At 60.1% G+C, this 18,513-nt stretch carries 17 protein-coding genes, 1 tRNA gene and 1 pseudogene; 11 read left to right on the forward strand and 8 right to left on the reverse strand.

All coding sequences use genetic code 11. The features are described 5' to 3' along the window. The first annotated feature begins 35 nt into the window (after positions 1-35). Both MPJ51_RS03665 and MPJ51_RS03670 read left to right on the forward strand, forming a co-directional pair. Positions 36-479 (forward strand): NUDIX hydrolase, encoded by a 444-nt coding sequence (locus MPJ51_RS03665; RefSeq protein WP_298381893.1) that lies wholly within the window; start codon positions 36-38, stop codon positions 477-479. A 99-nt stretch (positions 480-578) separates the two neighbouring features. Continuing rightward, positions 579-654: transfer RNA gene (locus MPJ51_RS03670), tRNA-Thr, on the forward strand. A gap of 88 nt (positions 655-742) precedes the next feature. On the opposite strand, the gene MPJ51_RS03675 is transcribed toward MPJ51_RS03670, so the two are convergent. Beyond that, positions 743-2,014 (reverse strand): SpoIIE family protein phosphatase, encoded by a 1,272-nt coding sequence (locus tag MPJ51_RS03675; protein ID WP_298381896.1) that lies wholly within the window; start codon positions 2,012-2,014, stop codon positions 743-745. Positions 2,015-2,171: 157 nt separating this feature from the next. On the opposite strand from MPJ51_RS03675, the gene MPJ51_RS03680 reads away from it, so the two are divergent. After that, on the forward strand, positions 2,172-2,501 hold the full coding sequence (locus MPJ51_RS03680) for an Hpt domain-containing protein (RefSeq protein ID WP_298381899.1): 330 nt from the start codon (positions 2,172-2,174) through the stop codon (positions 2,499-2,501). Here MPJ51_RS03680 and ilvA read toward each other — a convergent pair. Both ilvA and MPJ51_RS03690 read right to left on the reverse strand, forming a co-directional pair. Beyond that, positions 2,498-3,724: a threonine ammonia-lyase IlvA gene (gene ilvA, locus MPJ51_RS03685; RefSeq protein WP_298381902.1), complete on the reverse strand. Its 1,227-nt coding sequence runs from the start codon at positions 3,722-3,724 to the stop codon at positions 2,498-2,500. The two genes, MPJ51_RS03680 and ilvA, sit on opposite strands and share 4 nt — an antisense overlap. Positions 3,725-3,783: 59 nt before the next feature. Beyond that, a complete protein-coding gene (locus MPJ51_RS03690; RefSeq protein WP_298381905.1) occupies positions 3,784-4,542 on the reverse strand; it encodes a hypothetical protein in 759 nt (252 codons plus the stop codon). A 139-nt stretch (positions 4,543-4,681) separates the two neighbouring features. Here MPJ51_RS03690 and MPJ51_RS03695 point away from each other — a divergent pair, with 139 nt between their 5' ends. The 3 genes from MPJ51_RS03695 (at position 4,682) to msrA (ending at position 7,234) form a co-directional block, all read left to right on the forward strand. After that, positions 4,682-5,905 (forward strand): argininosuccinate synthase, encoded by a 1,224-nt coding sequence (locus tag MPJ51_RS03695; protein ID WP_298381908.1) that lies wholly within the window; start codon positions 4,682-4,684, stop codon positions 5,903-5,905. Between the two features lie 279 nt (positions 5,906-6,184). Continuing rightward, positions 6,185-6,466: an SCP2 sterol-binding domain-containing protein gene (locus MPJ51_RS03700; protein ID WP_298381911.1), complete on the forward strand. Its 282-nt coding sequence runs from the start codon at positions 6,185-6,187 to the stop codon at positions 6,464-6,466. A gap of 96 nt (positions 6,467-6,562) precedes the next feature. Next, positions 6,563-7,234 (forward strand): peptide-methionine (S)-S-oxide reductase MsrA, encoded by a 672-nt coding sequence (msrA, locus tag MPJ51_RS03705; protein ID WP_298381914.1) that lies wholly within the window; start codon positions 6,563-6,565, stop codon positions 7,232-7,234. Positions 7,235-7,495: 261 nt separating this feature from the next. Here msrA and MPJ51_RS03710 read toward each other — a convergent pair whose 3' ends face one another. Continuing rightward, positions 7,496-8,368, reverse strand: coding sequence for a ribokinase (locus tag MPJ51_RS03710; RefSeq protein ID WP_298381917.1), 873 nt, complete (start codon positions 8,366-8,368; stop codon positions 7,496-7,498). A gap of 3 nt (positions 8,369-8,371) precedes the next feature. Continuing rightward, positions 8,372-10,627, reverse strand: coding sequence for an NADP-dependent malic enzyme (locus MPJ51_RS03715; RefSeq protein WP_298381920.1), 2,256 nt, complete (start codon positions 10,625-10,627; stop codon positions 8,372-8,374). A gap of 160 nt (positions 10,628-10,787) precedes the next feature. On the opposite strand from MPJ51_RS03715, the gene mutS reads away from it, so the two are divergent. Then, positions 10,788-13,403 (forward strand): DNA mismatch repair protein MutS, encoded by a 2,616-nt coding sequence (gene mutS, locus MPJ51_RS03720; protein WP_298382055.1) that lies wholly within the window; start codon positions 10,788-10,790, stop codon positions 13,401-13,403. Positions 13,404-13,462: 59 nt separating this feature from the next. Here mutS and MPJ51_RS03725 read toward each other — a convergent pair whose 3' ends face one another. Together MPJ51_RS03725 and hrcA are read right to left on the reverse strand one after the other, a co-directional pair. Then, on the reverse strand, positions 13,463-14,026 hold the full coding sequence (locus MPJ51_RS03725) for a nucleotide exchange factor GrpE (RefSeq protein WP_298381922.1): 564 nt from the start codon (positions 14,024-14,026) through the stop codon (positions 13,463-13,465). Between the two features lie 10 nt (positions 14,027-14,036). Next, positions 14,037-15,101 (reverse strand): heat-inducible transcriptional repressor HrcA, encoded by a 1,065-nt coding sequence (gene hrcA, locus MPJ51_RS03730; protein WP_298381925.1) that lies wholly within the window; start codon positions 15,099-15,101, stop codon positions 14,037-14,039. Positions 15,102-15,213: 112 nt separating this feature from the next. Between hrcA and rph the strand changes: the two genes are divergently transcribed. From rph to MPJ51_RS03750, 4 genes are read left to right on the forward strand one after another with little or no spacing between them, the layout of a single operon-like run. Next, positions 15,214-15,927, forward strand: a complete 714-nt coding sequence (rph, locus tag MPJ51_RS03735; protein WP_298381928.1) for a ribonuclease PH — start codon at positions 15,214-15,216, stop codon at positions 15,925-15,927. Beyond that, complete coding sequence (rdgB, locus tag MPJ51_RS03740; RefSeq protein ID WP_298381931.1) at positions 15,924-16,538, forward strand: RdgB/HAM1 family non-canonical purine NTP pyrophosphatase; 615 nt, start codon at positions 15,924-15,926, stop codon at positions 16,536-16,538. Before rph ends, rdgB begins: the two co-directional genes overlap by 4 nt. Then, on the forward strand, positions 16,528-17,682 hold the full coding sequence (gene hemW / locus MPJ51_RS03745) for a radical SAM family heme chaperone HemW (RefSeq protein WP_298381934.1): 1,155 nt from the start codon (positions 16,528-16,530) through the stop codon (positions 17,680-17,682). Before rdgB ends, hemW begins: the two co-directional genes overlap by 11 nt. A gap of 3 nt (positions 17,683-17,685) precedes the next feature. After that, complete coding sequence (locus tag MPJ51_RS03750; protein ID WP_298381937.1) at positions 17,686-18,039, forward strand: YbaN family protein; 354 nt, start codon at positions 17,686-17,688, stop codon at positions 18,037-18,039. On the opposite strand, the pseudogene MPJ51_RS03755 reads toward MPJ51_RS03750, so the two are convergent. Then, positions 18,029-18,513: pseudogene (locus MPJ51_RS03755) on the reverse strand (chromosome partitioning protein ParB); the annotation flags it as partial. The gene MPJ51_RS03750 and the pseudogene MPJ51_RS03755 overlap by 11 nt on opposite strands.

Genomic DNA, 18,513 nt, shown 5'->3' on the forward strand with positions numbered 1-18,513 from the left:
ATAAGTCCAACAAACCGGGTTGAAAGGGGCCATACATGATCCGACGGTTTGGTGAAACCCCACAGAACGGGCGCCGGTACACGCGGCGCGTGGGCGTTTATGCATTGCTGCCCCGCAAACGGCACCTGCTGCTGACCTGTCAGATGGAACCCGGCCCCGATCTGCAACTGCCCGGCGGCGGCATTGATCCGGGCGAATCCCCGATCACCGCCCTGCACCGCGAAGTGTATGAGGAAACCGGCTGGCACATCGCCACCCCCCGCCGCGTCGGCGCGTTTCGTCGGTTCACCTATATGCCGGAATATGACCTCTGGGCCGAGAAAATCTGCCTGATCTACCGCGCCCGCCCCGTCCGACGCATCGGCCCCCCATCCGAGCCGTTTCACGAAGCGCTGTGGATGGATACCGCAGATGCGGTGGAGATGCTGGGCAATGCCGGCGACCGCCATTTTGCCGGTCTTCACCTGCGGGGGCTTTAGCAGCATCGCAACCGGTTGCATCCCGAGGGGCATGCCCCGCAAAACTGCGCCGCTCACATCTGGACAAAGCCCATGTCTGTGTTTAAACGACGTGTCGCTGCCTCAATAGCTCAGCTGGTAGAGCAGGTCCTTCGTAAGGACAAGGTCGGGGGTTCGAGTCCCTCTTGAGGCACCATTCATTTGTTTTCCCATAGTTTAGCCTTCATATGCCGCGTTAACCTGCGTCGTTGTATGATGACCGCTCGATACGTCTGGCCCGAAAATCAGGTTCCACCAAATTCAAAAAACACGGCCGAGACATCATCTTCCATGCCTTCGCCCGGTGCCATCACCTGAGTCAGACGCCAGAACATGTCGTCCAGAAACTCGGGGCCTGACCGGCCCGAGATACAGTCCGAGGCCATCCGGCACAGCCCGTCATCGTCAAGAAGGTTGCCATCGGCCAACCGGCATTCGGTGAAGCCATCGGAATAGAGCAGCAGCTTGTCGCCCGGCTGCATATAGGTTTCGGTTTGGTGGAACGGCACATCCGGCAGCAGGCCGATGGGCAGGCCGCCTTCACCCAGAAACTCGGTACTGCCGTCGTGCCGCAGCAGCAAGGGGTGCGGATGCCCCGCCTGCACCATTTTCAGGTGCCCGTTGCGCAGGTCGATGATGGCGTAGACCATGGTAAAATATTCCTCGACCCCCGCGTCAGCCATCAGGCGGGAATTGAGCAGCGCCGCCACCTCCTCGGGCGGGAGCAGCGCGTAGAATTTGTTGAACCGCTTTTCCATCGCGACATTCTGGTCGAAATGCGTGCTCGACAGATATCCGCCCAACCGCGCGGTCATCATGGCCGATGTGATGCCATGCCCCGACACGTCGATACTGTAAAACCCCAGCCGGTTGACGCCCGGAGAGAACATCCCCACCAGATCACCCCCAATATGGCCGCAGGGTTTCAGTAGCAGGCTGACCTGCGAATTGCCAAAGCGGCGCGTAAGCTCGGGCACCAGCGATTCCTGAATCTTGCGGGCCTGTATCAGGTCCTTGTCGATGGCGTCATGCACCTCTCGCAGCTCCGCCAACGCCGATTCGATCATGCTGTTCTTCTCGGACAGCTCACGCTGCATATCCAGAATGCGCGCCCCGGCCGAAATACGCGCGCGCAGCTCATCCGCTTCAAGCGGCTTGATCAGGAAATCATCGGCCCCGGCATCCAGCCCCTGTGCGACCTCCTGCTTTTCGCTTTTTGAGGTCAGCAGGATGAAATAGCTGTAGCGATCATGGCCCAGCGCGCGGAAGGCGTGGCAGAATTCCAGCCCGCTCATCCCCGGCATGACCCAGTCGCTGAGGACGAGATCGGGCAGATCAGTCTGGCAAATCTCGATCGCTTCGGCCCCGCTGTCGGCCTCAATCACTTCAAAGCCCCATTTCTTGAGCGAGGCCGCCAGAATGCGCCGCTGCAGGCGGCTGTCATCAACGATCAGCACCTTCCGGATCGCGCCAAAGTCCAGATCGACCCTGGTCTCGGCTTGACTGGTTCCCGACACACTCGAATCCCTGCACCGCTTCAACTGTCTGTTCCTAGGCCCCTGACATTTAACATCCGGTGAAAACTAAGCCTTCCCCAGCGTAAGGCGGCCTTAACCCGTCCTTTACCTGCGGGGCGTAACACTTGGGCAAAGCGGATGGATGCATGGGGTCGTCATGATTCACTGGCCCAGGGTCAAACAATTGCGCGACGAGGTTGGCGCAGATGAATTCGATGAGGTGATCCAGATCTTTCTGGAGGAAGTGCAGGAAGCCATCGCCCGCCTGCATCAGGACACCGCCCGCCTGCAGATCGAACAGAATCTGCATTTTCTGAAGGGCAGCGCGCTAAGCCTGGGATTCGACCAATTCTCGAAACTGTGTCAGGACGGCGAACGCCGCGCTGCCGCTGGTGAGGGGGCACAGGTTGATCTGCCCGAAATCATCGCCGCTTTTGATCAGTCCAAACAAGCGTTCGAGGCCGGGCTGGCCGAACATCTGGCCTAGATCACGAACTGCGCCAGCGTTTCGTCTTCGGTAATGTCGGTATAGGTGAACCCGGCATCATCCAGATGCGCGAACAGGCGCATGAAATTCTCGGGCTTGCGGGTTTCGATACCGATCAGGACCGAACCGAAATTGCGGGCCGATTTCTTCATGTATTCGAACCGGGCGATATCGTCCTCGGGGCCGAGGATGCCAAGGAATTCCTTCAACGCACCGGGGCGCTGTGGCAGGCGCAGGATGAAGTATTTCTTGACACCCGAGTAACGCTGCGCCCGTTCCTTGACCTCGGGCAGGCGTTCGAAATCGAAATTGCCGCCCGAGGTGACGCAGACCACGGTCTTGCCACGGATAAAGCTTTGCACATCGCCGATGGCCTCAATCGCCAGCGCACCAGCAGGTTCCAGGACGATGCCTTCGACATTCAGCATCTCGATCATGGTGGTGCAAATGCGGTCTTCGGACAGGGTCAGCACGTCCGACAGGTGGCGGTCCCGCAGAAGGTCAAAAGGCTTCTCGCCAATCCGTCCCACGGCTGCGCCATCAACGAAATTGTCCACATGATCCAGCGCCACCGGATGCCCCGCCGCCAGTGCCGCGCGCAGGCAGGCCCCGCCCGCCGGTTCCACAAACAGGCAATGGCTGCGGTCCCCGAACCAGGTCGCGACACCGGCAGACATGCCTCCACCGCCGACCGGCAGGATCACATGATCGGGCACGTGGCCCAGCTGTGCCTCAATCTCAACTGCGAGCGAGGCTTGCCCTTCGATCACATCCGCATCGTCAAAGGGCGACAGGAAGTACCCGCCCTGCCCGGCACACCAGTCCTGCGCGGCGGCCAGAGTGTCGTCGAAATAGTCGCCGGTCAGGTGGATCTCGATATTGTCGCCACCAAAGATGCGGGTCTTCTGGATTTTCTGCTGCGGCGTGGTCACCGGCATGAAGATCACGCCTTTGACGTTCAGATGCTTGCACATGAACGCCACGCCCTGCGCATGATTGCCCGCACTGGCACAGACAAACAGGTCCTGCCCCTGCTGCTTGCGCATCGCGTTGAACGCGCCGCGGATCTTGTAGGAGCGTACCGGGCTCAGATCCTCGCGCTTGAGCCAGATATCGGCGCCATAGCGGTCGGACAGATGGGCATTGCGCTGCAACGGCGTCACAGGAAAGACAGAGCGCATCGCCTGTTCGGCAGCGCGGGCGCGGGTCATGAAGTCGGTCATACCGCAGTCACTGACTGATCCCGACTAAAAGAGCAAGGAATACATATGTGTACGACCAATCAGGTGAGTTCGCGTTTTTCGATGAAAATGCCGTACATGGTGGTCAGGATGCTGACATTGATCATCGGCAGAACAAGCGTTCCCAAAAACACCGACAGCAACGGCCCAAGGATCGGGATGAAGGCCAGTAGCGTGAAGAGAAACTGAACGATCAGTTGAAACACAAAGGCAACCAGCAGCATTAACAGGATCGCGCCACCCGTCTCACGTGTGCTGTTCCACGCTTCAGCCAATGTGATCGGATGACCGATGGCCGCAGCGGGCAGAATGATCGACAGCCGATAGAAGCAGACCAACAGGAACAGGACGTAGATAATGATCAGTCCCAGCGCCAATCCACCACCAACGGCGGACAAGACCATACCCGCCGGAAAATACCCGATGATCAACATCAGCCCCAATAACAGAAGCCGTCCGAAATAGGCGAGAATGCGATCGAACCGGAATGTCGGGAGAATACCGCTGGGGTATTCTTCCAACAGGATAAAGCGGTGCCAGGATACCGCGATCCAGAACATGATGACTAAGATCACCGCAATCGCGCTGAACAGGAACATCAGAAATGAACCTGTTGAGACACCTTCGGGAAACCCTGTTTGCGACGTTTCGAATACTTCAGGCGGAATGCCCAGCGCCATGAAGATCGCCACGATGGCGACCGCCCCGATCAGCGCCGGACCGACCGTGATCTGCAGAACTTGTTGCAGGTTGCCAAACACCATCCGAACCGAATGCGCAAAAATCTTCCAACCCAGCATAAATTCTGCCCTCTCAACCAATCCTTGTTCGTTATCCCCTTGTTTCACCCCAATTCCCTGCCTGCGTCAATCCACGCAGCTTGCCCCCGCGTCCAAAACCCGCTAGGGGCCAGTCGTTCTACGCATAAAGGGAAGTCAGATGTCCGCGCCCAAGAAAGTTGTTCTGGCCTATTCCGGTGGCCTTGATACCTCGATCATCCTGAAATGGCTGCAGACCGAGTATGGCTGTGAGGTCGTGACCTTCACCGCCGATCTGGGTCAGGGGGAAGAGCTGGAGCCCGCCCGCAAAAAGGCCGAGCTGCTGGGGATCAAGCCCGAGAACATCTATATCGAGGATATCCGCGAGGAATTCGTCCGCGATTTCGTCTTCCCGATGTTCCGTGCCAACGCGCAGTACGAAGGGCTGTATCTGCTGGGCACATCCATCGCCCGCCCGCTGATCTCGAAACGTCTGGTCGAGATTGCTGAAGCCACCGGTGCCGACGCCGTCGCCCATGGTGCGACCGGCAAAGGCAACGATCAGGTCCGCTTCGAACTGGCCGCTTACGCGCTGAACCCCGACATCAAGGTCATCGCGCCCTGGCGCGAATGGGACCTGTCCAGCCGCACCAAACTGCTGGAGTTTGCCGAGGCTAACCAGATCCCGATTGCCAAGGACAAACGTGGCGAGGCTCCGTTCTCGGTTGATGCCAACCTGCTGCACACCTCGTCCGAGGGCAAGGTTCTGGAAGACCCCGCCGATATGGCGCCCGACTATGTCTATCAGCGCACCGTCCACCCCGAGGACGCGCCGAACGAGCCGGAATTCATCGAGATCGGCTTTGAAAAAGGCGACGCGGTCAGCATCAATGGCGAGGCGATGAGCCCCGCGACCATCCTGACCAAGCTGAACGAATATGGCGGCAAGCACGGTATTGGCCGTCTCGATCTGGTCGAGGGCCGGTTCGTGGGCATGAAATCGCGCGGCATCTATGAAACCCCCGGCGGCACCATCCTGCTTGAGGCACATCGTGGCATCGAATCCATCACCATGGACCGCGGCGCGATGCATCTGAAAGACCAGTTGATGCCGCAATATGCCGAGCTGATCTATAACGGCTTCTGGTACAGCCCCGAGCGCGAGATGCTGCAGGCCGCCATCGACAAATCTCAGGAGCATGTCACCGGCACGGTCCGCGTGAGACTGTATAAAGGTCTGGCCTCGACCGTGGGCCGCTGGTCGGATCACTCGCTGTACTCCGAGGCGCATGTGACCTTTGAGGAAGACGCCGGTGCCTATGACCAGAAAGACGCAGCAGGCTTTATCCAGTTGAACGCGTTGCGCCTGAAACTGCTGGCCGCGCGGGATCGCCGGACGAGCTAAGTAAAGGTGCAGCGTTTGCTGCCCACCCAATTATCTCATGCCGCTCACTGCTCATGGACAGGCACATTTATCGCCGATTTCGTGAGAGTTACGTCTGCTTTGCGCACGTAACTCTCAGACGAAACGGCAATGGTCTCGTGATTGAAAACCTGGAATGTCCTATTACGGCAGTCTTGGGGCATCTTTTCCCGTAGGTTCCGCTATAGGTTCCCGCGTGGTCATCCTTGCCAATTCCGCACATCCAACCCTACCCAAGGTTCAAACTGCTGAGGGGAAACCATGCTGAAAGACATCGCCAACGGAATTCAAATGGGGTTGGACGGGAAAAGCTTTGAAGGGTCGATCAAGTTCGATTGCGGCAAAGATGGGGTTATCGTTCTCAGCAACGATCAGGTTTCGACACAGGATCAGGATACCGATTGCACAATTCGCATATCACGCGACAACTTGACGAAACTGCTGACCGGAAAGCTGAACCCGATGACCGGGTTGGCTTTGGGCAAACTCAAGGTCTCGGGCAATGTAAGTGTGGCGATGAAACTGGGGCAACTGCTGGGCTGAGGCGATAAACTCGATTCACCAGCCTGTGACAAACCATGTCAGCCGATTGCCAGACCGGACGATAACGGGCAGTTTGATCTCAGAAGGAGACCTGCCATGACCCGCACTGTTTACCTTGATAATGTCAAACCCGCCCTGCTGTTCACCCTGATCATGCTGGCCGCATTGCTGCGCGCCGTGCCTGCCCCCGCCGCCGGGACCGAGACCCTGACGGTTGCCGGAGGCTGTTTCTGGTGTGTCGAATCCGATTTCGAATCCGTGCCCGGTGTGATCGGCGCGGTGTCCGGTTTCACCGGCGGTACCGCGGCAAATCCGACCTATGACCAGGTGTCCAAAGGCGGCACCGGCCATTACGAGGCCGTCCAGATCACCTTTGACCCCGCACAGGTGTCGCGTGAGAAGCTGCTGAACATCTTCTTCCGCTCGGTCGACCCCACCGATGCAGGCGGTCAGTTCTGCGATCGGGGCGACAGCTATCGCACGGCGATTTTTGTCTCTAACGCAGGGGAAAAGGCGCTTGCACAGGCGGCCAAATCGGATGCTCAACGGGCTTTGGGTCAGACGGTGGTCACGCCGATCCTGAACCAATCGACCTTTTATCCCGCCGACGCCTACCATCAGGATTACTACAAGGGGACCAAGCTGATCCTTACCCGCTTTGGCCCCAAACGTCAGCACAGCGCCTACAAAGCCTATCGCAAAGCCTGCGGCCGCGACGACCGCGTCAAGCAGCTGTGGGGCAGCGAGGCGCCCTTTGCCGGGTCTTAGGGTTTGAACCCATTTATCCTGCGCCGCTGGCGTGCGAACGGCAAAAAAGCAGAGGCTTTGAACGCGCCGGGACTGGCGGTGTCAATTCCAAGCGATCAAAGCCGCTGCTTTGCAGCGGTTCGCTCGTCCGAAGGATTTGACTGATTTTGCCCCTGAGCTGCGTTACAGTCCCTTCGAATAGAACCACTATTCCTGCGGGGCTGTGCCTTGTCAGGAACAAAATCAGTCAAACCAGCGGTGCAGGATAAATGGGTTCAGACCCTAGCCCAATCGCGCCTTGCGCACCTCTTCCAGATCGGGAATGACATCGGCTGTTCCGTGCCGCGTGACCATCAGGGCCGCGGCACGATTCGCTTGTGCAACCGCCTGCGCCATCGGCATGCCGCCATCCATCCCGGCCAGAACATATCCGGTGAACGTATCCCCCGCGCCGGTCGTGTCCACCGGCTGAACATCATGAGCGGCGAAATCTACCGGATCAGACCCGCGCCCGTAATAGCGCGCGCCCTCTGACCCGAGCGTGACGATCACGTGCTCCACCGGCAATTCGGACGGGCCGAGCCCCGTTGCCTGCTGCAATTGTTCCGCCTCGATCCGGTTCAGGATCAGGAAATCCAGATGGGGCAACACCGCCTGCACCGCATCCGCCTGAAACGGCGCAGCGACATAGCAGACGGTCAGGCCCAGCTCTCGGCCCATTTGGGCAGCTTCGGCCTGCAGGTTGGTTTCGTTCTGCATCACCAGCAGATCGCCGGGCTGCGCGGCGGCCAACGCCTGTTGTAGCTGATCGGCATCGATAGCGTGATTGGCACCCTGAAACAGGATGATGTTGTTTTCGCCCTGCGCATCAACCGCGATGATCGCATGACCCGTGGGCACATCGACCTCGGCAATGAACCGCGCGTCAACGCCATAATCCGTCAGACGATCCCGCGCCCAGCGCCCATCGGCCCCGACGGCCCCGATATGGGAAACCCGCGCCCCGGCCCGTGCGGCGGCAACAGACATGTTCGCCCCTTTGCCACCCAAAAACCGGTCCAGACCCTGCGCGGCCAGAGTTTCCCCCGGTCCGGGCAAATGCGGCAGGTCATAGACCATATCCGCGTTGATCGAGCCGAGGTTCCAGATCGTCATGGCCTACCCAATATCGCAGGAGGCCAGAATGGCCATGTTCAGGATGTCATTCGCCGTCGAGCCGGTCGAACAGATCTGAATTGGCTTGTCGATGCCGGACAGGATCGGGCCGATCACGGTGGCACCCCCCATTTCCTGCATCAGCTTGGTCGAGATACTGGCCGAGTGCCGCGCCGGAACGATCAGGATGTTCGCAGGCCCGGTCAGGCGCGAGAAGGGATAGGCCTCTTGCTGGTCGACATTCAGGGCGACATCGACGGTCATTTCACCCTCATACTCGAAATCGACGCCGCGCGCGTCCAGAACCGTGGGGGCCACATGCATCTTCTCGGCCCGCTCGGACACCGGATAGCCGAAGGTCGAATAGCTGACAAAGGCCACGCGCGGCTCAAGACCCATATGGCGGGCCACTGCCGCCGCGCGTTCGGCGATATTGGCCAGATCGTTCTCGTCCGGCCATTCATGCACCAGAGTATCCCCTATCAGAACGATCCGCCCCTTATGCAGCAGCGCCGTGACACCCGCCGCCCCATGGGTCGCGTCGGCGTCGAACACATGGTTGATCCGGTCCAGCACATGCGATGATTTGCGGGTCGCGCCGGTCACCAGCCCGTCCGCATGGCCATGAGCCAGCATCAGCGACGAAAACACATGCCGGTCCCGCGCCGCCAGTCGGTGGATATCCTTGCGGTCGAACCCTTTGCGCTGCAGGCGCTGGTAGAGGAAATCCTTATAGGATTCGAGATGGGTGGTATTGGCGGCATTCACCACCTCAAGCTCGCGCACGGCATCGCCCAGACCGGCCTCTTCCAGCCTTAGTTTGACCTCTTCGGGGCGGCCCACGACCATCGCCTTGCCAAAGCCCGAGCGTTGATACATCACCGCCGCGCGCAGCACGCGGGGATCGTCGCCCTCGGCAAAGACCATCCGGCTTTGTGCCTGACGCGCCCGGGCGTTCAGACCGCGCAGAATGCTGGCCGTCGGGTCCATACGGGATTTCAGGCTCAACTCATAAGCATCCATGTCGATGATCGGACGCCGCGCTGCACCGGTGTCCATACCAGCCCTGGCAACCGCAGGCGGGATGCGGTGGATCAGGCGCGGGTCGAATGGCGTCGGGATGATGTAATCGCGGCCGAAGGTCAGAGATTTGCCATAGGCCATTGCGACCTCATCAGGCACATCCTCACGCGCCAGACGGGCAAGTGCATGGGCGCAGGCGATCTTCATCTCGTCATTGATGGCGCGGGCGTGAATATCCAGCGCCCCCCGGAACAGGTAGGGAAAGCCCAGCACGTTGTTGACCTGATTGGGATAATCGCTGCGCCCGGTGGCGACGATGGCATCGACACGGACCTCATGCGCCTCTTCCGGCGTGATCTCGGGGTCCGGGTTGGCCATGGCGAAAATCACCGGATTGTCGGCCATGCTGGCGACCATATCCTGTGTCACCGCGCCCTTGACCGACACGCCCAGAAACACGTCCGCGCCCTTCATCGCATCCTCAAGCGTGCGCAGCTCGGTCGAGATGGCGTGGGCCGATTTCCACTGGTTCATCCCCTCGGTCCGGCCCCGATAGATCACACCCTTGGTGTCGCAGACGATGCAGTTGTCATGCCGCGCGCCCATGGCTTTCAGCAACTCGATACAGGCGATCCCCGCCGCACCGGCCCCGTTCAGGACGATCTTGACATCCTCGATCTTCTTGCCCGAGATGTGCAGCGCATTCAGCAGACCCGCCGCGCAGATCACCGCCGTACCGTGCTGGTCGTCGTGGAAGACGGGGATGTCCATCTCTTCCTTCAGGCGCTGTTCGATGATGAAACATTCCGGCGCCTTGATGTCTTCCAGATTGATCCCACCAAAGGTCGGCCCCATCAGACGGACGGCGCGGCAGAATTCATCCGGGTCCTCGGTGTCCAGTTCGATATCGATCGAGTTCACGTCGGCGAACCGCTTGAACAGGACCGATTTCCCCTCCATCACCGGTTTCGAGCCCAGCGCGCCCAGATTGCCAAGACCCAGAACCGCCGTGCCGTTTGAAATCACCGCAACCAGATTGCCCTTGTTGGTATAGTCATACGCCGTCTCGGGCGCGGCAGCGATGGCCTCACACGGAACCGCGACGCCGGGGCTGTAGGCCAGCGACAGATCGCGCTGCGTGGTCATCGGAACGGTGGCTTGCACCTCCCACTTGCCGGGGGTGGGTTCCAGGTGAAAGGCCAGCGCCTCTTCGTTGGTGATCTTCGCTTTGGGCATATGATTGGTCGTTTCTTTACATCTGCGGGGTCTTCGCCTCATAGCGCAGGCGGGGCCGCGCCTCAACGGGAATACTTTTCGCCTTTCGTCGCAGATGCGGGATTTGTAAGGTCGCGCCGGAAGACGCCAAAAGGGGGCCGCCTTGTCCACAGTCACGCCGATGATGGCGCAATATCTTGAGATCAAAGAGGCCCACGCCGACGCCCTGCTGTTCTATCGCATGGGCGATTTCTACGAGATGTTTTTCGAAGACGCCGTCAACGCCGCCGAGGCGCTGGACATCGCCCTGACAAAACGCGGCAAGCACAATGGCACGGATATCCCCATGTGCGGCGTGCCGGTGCATGCGGCTGAGGGCTACCTGCTGACCCTGATCCGCAAAGGGTTCCGTGTGGCCGTCTGCGAACAGATGGAAAGCCCGGCTGAGGCGAAGAAAAGAGGCTCTAAATCAGTCGTAAAGCGCGATGTTGTACGTCTGGTAACCCCCGGCACCCTGACCGAAGACGCCCTGCTTGAGGCCCGCCGCCACAACTTTCTGGCCACCTATGCCGAGGTCCGGGATGAGGCCGCACTGGCCTGGGCCGATATCTCGACCGGCGCGTTTCACGTGATGCCTTTGACCTCGATCCGCCTTAGCCCGGAGCTGGCGCGGCTGGCCCCGTCCGAGTTGATCGTGGCGGATGGGTCCGAGCAACCGCTGCAGGAAACGGTCCGCGATCTGGGCATTTCGCTGACCCCGATTGGCCGATCGAGTTTCGACAGCACGGCGGCGGAAAAACGCATATGCGGGCTGTTCAACGTCGGCGCGCTGGACGCGTTCGGATCGTTTGGCCGCGCCGAGGTCTCGGCTATGGGTGCTCTGATCGACTATCTTGAGATCACCCAAAAGGGCAAATTGCCGCTTTTGCAAACGCCCCTGAAGGAATCCGAAGACCGCGTCGTGCAAATCGACGCCGCCACCCGCCGCAATCTGGAACTGACCCGATCCCTGTCCGGTGGCCGCGCCGGATCGCTTTTGTCGGTGGTCGACCGCACCGTCACCCCGGGCGGCGCGCGGCTGCTGGAACAACGCCTGTCCAGCCCCTCGCGCAATCTGGACGTCATACACGCCCGACTGGACGCGGTGAGATTTGCAGCCGAAGACAGCTTGACCGCCTCGGACCTGCGCGAGGCGCTGCGCAAAACCCCCGATCTGGACCGCGCCCTGTCCCGCCTGTCACTGGAGCGCGGCGGTCCCCGTGATCTGGCCGCCATTCGCAACGGTCTGACGCAGGCATCCGCGATTGCCGAACTGGGCGCGGATCAGGACTTACCTGTGCTTCTGGCGACGGCGGTGCAAAATCTGACTGGTTTCGATGACCTGCTGAACTTGCTCGATGAAGCTCTTGTCGCCGAGCCACCCCTGCTGGCCCGCGACGGCGGCTTCATCGCCCCCGGTTTCGACACCGAACTGGACGAAGCCCGCACCCTACGCGACGAAGGTCGCTCGGTCATCGCCGGGTTTCAGCAGAAATACGCGGAACATACCGGCATCACGTCGCTGAAAATCAAACACAACAATGTGCTGGGCTATTTCATCGAAACCACGGCCACCCATGCCGAAAAGATGCTGAACCCGCCGTTCTCTGAAACCTATATCCACCGCCAGACCACCGCCAATCAGGTCCGCTTCACCACCGTCGAACTGTCCGAGATCGAAACCCGCATCCTGAACGCGGGCAATCTGGCTTTGGAGATCGAAAAGCGGCTCTATCAAAGGTTATCTGGCGAAATTCTCGCCCTCGCCGCCCGCCTGAATCAAGCCGCCCGAGGGCTGGCCGAACTGGACCTGACCACAGCACTGGCCGATCTCGCGCGCGGTGAAAACTGGTGCCGCCCACAAGTCGACACCTCGCGCGCCTTCGACATTCAGGGGGGCCGCCACCCGGTCGTGGAACACGCCCTGCGCCAGCAAAGTGGTGACGCCTTCATCGCCAATGATTGCAACCTCAGCGCCGACACCGGTGCCGCCATCTGGCTGCTGACCGGCCCCAACATGGCCGGTAAATCGACCTTCTTACGCCAGAACGCGCTGATCGCCCTGCTCGCCCAGATGGGTAGCTATGTCCCAGCCGAACAGGCCCATATCGGTGTGGTCAGCCAGTTGTTCAGCCGCGTCGGCGCATCGGACGATCTGGCCCGGGGTCGTTCGACCTTCATGGTGGAAATGGTCGAGACCGCCGCCATCCTGAACCAGGCCGATGACCGCGCACTGGTCATCCTTGATGAAATCGGGCGCGGCACCGCCACCTATGATGGCCTGTCCATCGCCTGGGCCACGCTGGAACACCTGCACGCCGCCAACCAATGCCGCGCGCTGTTTGCCACCCATTACCACGAACTGACCGCGCTGGCCGGAAAACTGGAAGGCGTCGACAACGCCACCGTCGCCGTCAAGGAATGGGAAGGCGAGGTGATCTTCCTGCACGAGGTCCACAAAGGCGCTGCCGACCGGTCCTATGGCGTGCAAGTCGCCCAGCTTGCGGGCCTGCCCGCAACCGTCGTCGAACGCGCCCGCGTCGTGCTGGACCAACTGGAAAAAACCGAACGCGAAGGCGGAAAACAAAAAGCCCTGATCGACGACCTGCCGCTGTTTTCAGCCGCACCGCCACCCCCACCACCAGCGCCCAAAGCCTCACCCCTCGCCGATATGCTCAACGATATCCTGCCCGACGAACTCACCCCGCGCGAGGCCCTCGACCTGATCTACAAATTGAAAGAGGCGGCCAATTCCTGACCGCCCCTTCATCTTTTCAAAAATACTCTCGCCGAAGGCTTGGCCTCGTCAGAGGCCAATCAGCTCGCAGGTGTCGACGACACCCCAACCTGCGCCGGACGCAGCAGACGGTCATGCAGCATGAACCCTTCAGCAGAGACCTGAATGATATCCCCCGCGCGCGTCCCCGGCACCGGCGCTTCAAACATCGCCTCATGCACGTTGGGATCAAACCGATCCCCAACCTCGGGCGTGATCACCTCGATCCCATGTTTCTGGAACACATCCTTCAGCGCGCGCATGGTCAGCTCGACACCTTCGATCAGACCCGCAGCCACTTCTTTCTGCTCATCCGTCGCCGCCTCAAGCGCGCGTTTCATGTTGTCGTAAACCGGCAGCATGTCACGCGCCAGTTTTGACCCGCCATACTGTTCCGCATCCCGACGCGCCTTGTCGCCGCGCTTGCGCGCATTCTCGGCATCGGCCAAGGCACGCATGAACTTGTCCTTGTAATCGTCGCGCTCGGCGCGCAACTCGTCCAGTTCCAGCGCCTCTTCGCTGATCTCAGCAAATTCCTCGGCCAGCTCTTCCGCTTCGGCGGCCATGATATCGTCCAGAAAATCTTCGTTCTTGGGCTCTGCCATCTCTTACCCTCTAGCTCCGGTCGGATATCAGCTTGCCGACCAGTTGCGCCGTATAGTCCACGATCGGCACGATCCGTCCGTAATTCAGACGTGTGGGTCCGATGACCCCAACCGCACCGATTATCTTTCGATCAGCGTTCATATATGGAGACACCACCAAAGAGGAACCCGAAAGTGAGAAAAGTTTGTTCTCGGAACCGATAAAAATGCGCACACCCTCGCCTTCTTCGGTCAATTCAAGAAATTCCGCGATGTCACGTTTGCGTTCCAGATCGTCAAACAGGGTGCGAATGCGGTCCAGCTCCTCGGCCTCACCCGGATCACCCAACAGATTCGCCCGACCGCGCACGATCAGCCGGGCCGAATCCGTCCCGTCGCCATCCCATAGCGCCATACCGCTTTCCACCATCTCGCGCGCCAGTACGTCGATTTCCTGCTTGCGCAGGTCGATCTGGGATTGCATCTGACGGCGCACATCGCTGAGCGTCCGCCCCTCGATCAGCGCGTTCAGGAAATTCGCCGCCTCACGCATGGAACTGGGGGTCTGCCCGGGCGGCGGGGTAAACAGGCGGTTTTCCACATGCCCATCGGCAAAGACCAGAACCACCAACGCGCGGTCATGGGCCAATGAGACAAATTCGATATGCTTGATTTCGGATTCGTGCTTGGGCGTCAGCACCAGCGACGCCCCATGTGTCACGTGTGACAAGGCCGATCCGACACGATCCAGCATTCCCCCCACATCACCCGCGTTAGAGCCTAGTGTCTCGTCCAGCTTCTGCCGGTCATCGGCGCCCAGATCGCCGACCTCCAGCAGCCCGTCCACGAACATCCGCAGCCCCTGTTGCGTCGGTATCCGCCCGGCGCTGACATGGGGGCTGTCCAGCAGGCCCAGAAACTCCAGATCCTGCATCACATTGCGCACGGTCGCGGCGCTGACCTTTTCCGACAGGGTGCGCGTCAGGGTGCGGCTGCCGACCGGTTCGCCGCTGTCCAGATAGCTTTCGACGATCAGCCGGAACACCTCACGCGACCGGTCATTCATCTCGCCCAGAATTTTGCTTGCTTCGCTCATCCGCGGTCCCCTGCTGGGTCGCCATTAAATAGCAGGCATGCGAAAGGTCAATCGGGGTTGCATCACAACGTCCGGCAGAGTTATCCCCAACCCAGCAAACAAAGGATTTCCCATGCGACCCTCAGGACGTGATCTAAACGAAATGCGCGCCGTTTCAATTGAAACGGGCTTTACCAAACATGCCGAAGGGTCTTGCCTGATCAAGATGGGCGATACCCATGTGCTGTGCACCGCCACGATCGAGGATCGCGTACCGCCGTTCATCAAAGGCTCGGGCCTCGGTTGGGTCACCGCTGAATACGGCATGCTGCCCCGCGCGACCAACACGCGGATGCGGCGCGAAGCGGCTTCGGGCAAGCAGGGCGGTCGCACCGTGGAAATCCAGCGTCTGATCGGTCGCGCCCTGCGCGCCGGGGTGGACCGGGTTGCTTTGGGTGAGCGTCAGATAACCGTCGACTGCGACGTGATTCAGGCTGATGGCGGCACCCGTTGCGCCGCGATCACCGGCGGCTGGGTTGCGCTGCGTCTGGCGGTGAACAAGCTGATGAAAGCAGGCGATGTGATCTCGGACCCTTTGTTAGACCCTGTTTCCGCCATATCCTGTGGGATTTACGCGGGCCAGCCAGTGCTTGATCTCGACTACCCCGAAGACAGCGAAGCGGGCGTTGACGGTAATTTCATCATGACCGGATCCGGCAAACTGATCGAAGTGCAGATGAGCGCCGAAGGCTCGGTCTTCAGCCGCGATCAGATGAATCAGCTGATGGATCTGGCCGAAAAAGGCGTGGCCGAGCTGGCATCTGCGCAAAAGGCCGCTACCGCATGACCCGTAAGTTCGACGGGGACCGGCTGCTGGTCGCGACCCACAACAAAGGCAAGCTTGAGGAGATGGCGCATCTGCTTGAACCCTTTGGCGTGACCGTTGTGGGCGCAGGCGACATGAACCTGCCCGAACCGGAAGAGACCGAGGATACCTTCGTCGGCAACGCCCGGATCAAGGCCCATGCCGCCGCAAAGGCCACCGGCCTGCCTGCCCTGTCGGACGATTCCGGCATCACCATCGACGCGCTGAACGGTGCGCCAGGTGTTTACACCGCCGATTGGGCCGAAACCAGCAATGGCCGCGATTTCCTGATGGCGATGACCCGCGCCCATACGGAACTGGAGGCCGCAAACGCCCCCCACCCCCGAACCGCGCAGTTCCGCAGCACGCTGGTGCTGGCCTGGCCCGATGGTCATGACGAAGTGTTCGAAGGCATTGCCCCGGGCCATCTCGTCTGGCCGATCCGTGGTGAAGGCGGTTTTGGATACGACCCGATGTTTGTCCCCGACGGCTACGACATTACCTTTGCCGAGATGGATCGCTGGGAAAAGAACAAGATCAGCCATCGCGGCCGCGCGGTGGAGATGTTCGTGAAAGGCTGCTTTGGCGGATGATTGGCGCAACGGGGGCTTTGGCCTGTACGTGCATTGGCCCTTTTGCGAGGCCAAATGCCCCTATTGCGATTTCAACAGCCATGTTTCCAGTAATATCGATCAAAAACAATGGCTTGACGCTTACCTAAGTGAATTGCGCCGCTCCGCTTCGGAAACCCTGGATCGGGTCCTGAACACGATCTTTTTCGGCGGCGGCACGCCGTCCCTTATGGCTCCCGAAACCGTCGCCGCCATCATCGACGAGGCTCGCGCCCTGTGGCGCCCCGCCAATGACATGGAAATCACCCTTGAGGCCAATCCCGGCTCGGTTGAGGCTGGTCGATTCGCCGCCTATCGCGACGCGGGCGTGAACCGTATCTCGATGGGTGTGCAGGCTTTGAATGACAAAGATCTGCGCCGTCTGGGCCGCATCCACACCGTCGCCGAAGCGCGCGCGGCGTTCGATATCGCCCGCACCTGTTTCGACCGGGTCAGTTTCGATCTGATCTACGCCCGTCAGCATCAGACACTGAACGATTGGCGCGCCGAACTGACCGAGGCGCTTTCGATGGCCGTCGATCACCTGTCGCTCTATCAATTGACCATCGAGGACGGCACCGCCTTTGGCGACCGCTATGCCATAGGCAAACTGCGCGGCCTGCCCGAGGATGACAGTGCCGCTGACATGTATCTGGCCACGCAGGACATCTGCGAAGCACACGGCCTGCCCGCCTATGAGGTGTCAAACCACGCGCGCGCCGGAGCCGAATCGCAGCACAATCTGATCTATTGGCGGTATGGTGATTACGTCGGCATCGGCCCCGGCGCGCATGGCCGGATCACACTGGATGAGCGCAAATACGCAACCGAAACTTACCTGTCTCCGCAACGTTGGCTTAATTCAGCCGGTCAAGAGAGCGGAGAAAAGACGCGTGCGTTGCTAGCCGCTGAAGATCAGGCAAGCGAATACCTCATGATGGGGTTGCGGATTTCAGAAGGGCTAAATATTGATCGATATCACGCCCTATCCGATCGTCGTTTGCCACAAAACAAACTGGATGATCTGATCGATCTGGGCATGGTCCACATTCACAACGGGCGATTGGCGGCCACACCGGACGGGCGTGCCGTATTGAATGCGGTAATCCGCGAGCTATTGGAGTAGAGGATGCAATATCTCTGGGCCACGCTGGGTCTGATCTGTGTCGCACTTGCCGCCATCGGGGTGGTTCTGCCCCTGCTGCCCACTGTCCCTTTCCTGCTGCTGGCCGCGTTTTTCTTTGCCCGCTCCTCATCCCGATTGCACAATTGGCTGATCAGCCATCGCACATTCGGTCCCATGATCCTGGATTGGCAAACCTCGGGCGCAATCAGGCCCGGCGCAAAAAAAGCGGCCACCTTTTCGGTTGCCGCCGTCTTTGGTTTATCCGCCCTGATCCAGGTGCCATCCCACGTCCTGATCATTCAGGCCGTGGTGTTAAGCGGCGTCATGGCCTTTATCTGGACCCGCCCTAACGGCTGAGCTTGGCGCAAAGGTCGTCCAGCTGATCCAGATTTTCATAAGTCAGAACAACCTGCCCGGTTTCACTGCCCGGCTTGTGGTTGATCACCACTTTCATCGCCAGAATCGCCGACAGGTCTTTTTCCAGCGCCCGCGTATCAGCATCCTTGCCCGCATTCAGGTTCCGGGCCTTCGGTGCCGGACGATCCTGATCCGGTTGCTGCTGTTTCTTGACCAGAGCCTCGGTTGCGCGAACCGAAAGCCCCTCTCGCACCACCTTTTTGGCCAGTTCTGACGGGTCGTCGGCTGTAATCAGGGCGCGCGCATGTCCTGCGGATAATTTCCCTTCAATAACAAGAGCTTGAACGTCCATCGGCAGAGACAGTAACCGCAGCAGGTTGGCGATATGACTGCGGCTTTTACCCAGCGCCTCGGCCATCTTTTCCTGCGTATGGCCAAACCGATCCATCAACTGCTTGTACCCGGCAGCCTCTT

Source organism: Ruegeria sp., assembly GCF_028066395.1.
Taxonomy (GTDB): Bacteria; Pseudomonadota; Alphaproteobacteria; order Rhodobacterales; family Rhodobacteraceae; genus Ruegeria.

Bases quoted from the DNA above. Each gene is read 5' to 3' on its own strand.
- rph (WP_298381928.1), top strand. From the start codon at position 15,214: ATGCGACCCTCAGGACGTGATCTAAACGAAATGCGCGCCGTTTCAATT.
- MPJ51_RS03725 (WP_298381922.1), bottom strand. From the start codon at position 14,026: ATGGCAGAGCCCAAGAACGAAGATTTTCTGGACGATATCATGGCCGCC.
- MPJ51_RS03695 (WP_298381908.1), top strand. From the start codon at position 4,682: ATGTCCGCGCCCAAGAAAGTTGTTCTGGCCTATTCCGGTGGCCTTGAT.
- mutS (WP_298382055.1), top strand. From the start codon at position 10,788: ATGATGGCGCAATATCTTGAGATCAAAGAGGCCCACGCCGACGCCCTG.
- MPJ51_RS03680 (WP_298381899.1), top strand. From the start codon at position 2,172: ATGATTCACTGGCCCAGGGTCAAACAATTGCGCGACGAGGTTGGCGCA.
- MPJ51_RS03700 (WP_298381911.1), top strand. From the start codon at position 6,185: ATGCTGAAAGACATCGCCAACGGAATTCAAATGGGGTTGGACGGGAAA.
- rdgB (WP_298381931.1), top strand. From the start codon at position 15,924: ATGACCCGTAAGTTCGACGGGGACCGGCTGCTGGTCGCGACCCACAAC.
- hrcA (WP_298381925.1), bottom strand. From the start codon at position 15,101: ATGAGCGAAGCAAGCAAAATTCTGGGCGAGATGAATGACCGGTCGCGT.
- MPJ51_RS03715 (WP_298381920.1), bottom strand. From the start codon at position 10,627: ATGCCCAAAGCGAAGATCACCAACGAAGAGGCGCTGGCCTTTCACCTG.
- MPJ51_RS03750 (WP_298381937.1), top strand. From the start codon at position 17,686: ATGCAATATCTCTGGGCCACGCTGGGTCTGATCTGTGTCGCACTTGCC.
- MPJ51_RS03710 (WP_298381917.1), bottom strand. From the start codon at position 8,368: ATGACGATCTGGAACCTCGGCTCGATCAACGCGGATATGGTCTATGAC.
- msrA (WP_298381914.1), top strand. From the start codon at position 6,563: ATGACCCGCACTGTTTACCTTGATAATGTCAAACCCGCCCTGCTGTTC.
- MPJ51_RS03690 (WP_298381905.1), bottom strand. From the start codon at position 4,542: ATGCTGGGTTGGAAGATTTTTGCGCATTCGGTTCGGATGGTGTTTGGC.
- ilvA (WP_298381902.1), bottom strand. From the start codon at position 3,724: ATGACCGACTTCATGACCCGCGCCCGCGCTGCCGAACAGGCGATGCGC.
- MPJ51_RS03665 (WP_298381893.1), top strand. From the start codon at position 36: ATGATCCGACGGTTTGGTGAAACCCCACAGAACGGGCGCCGGTACACG.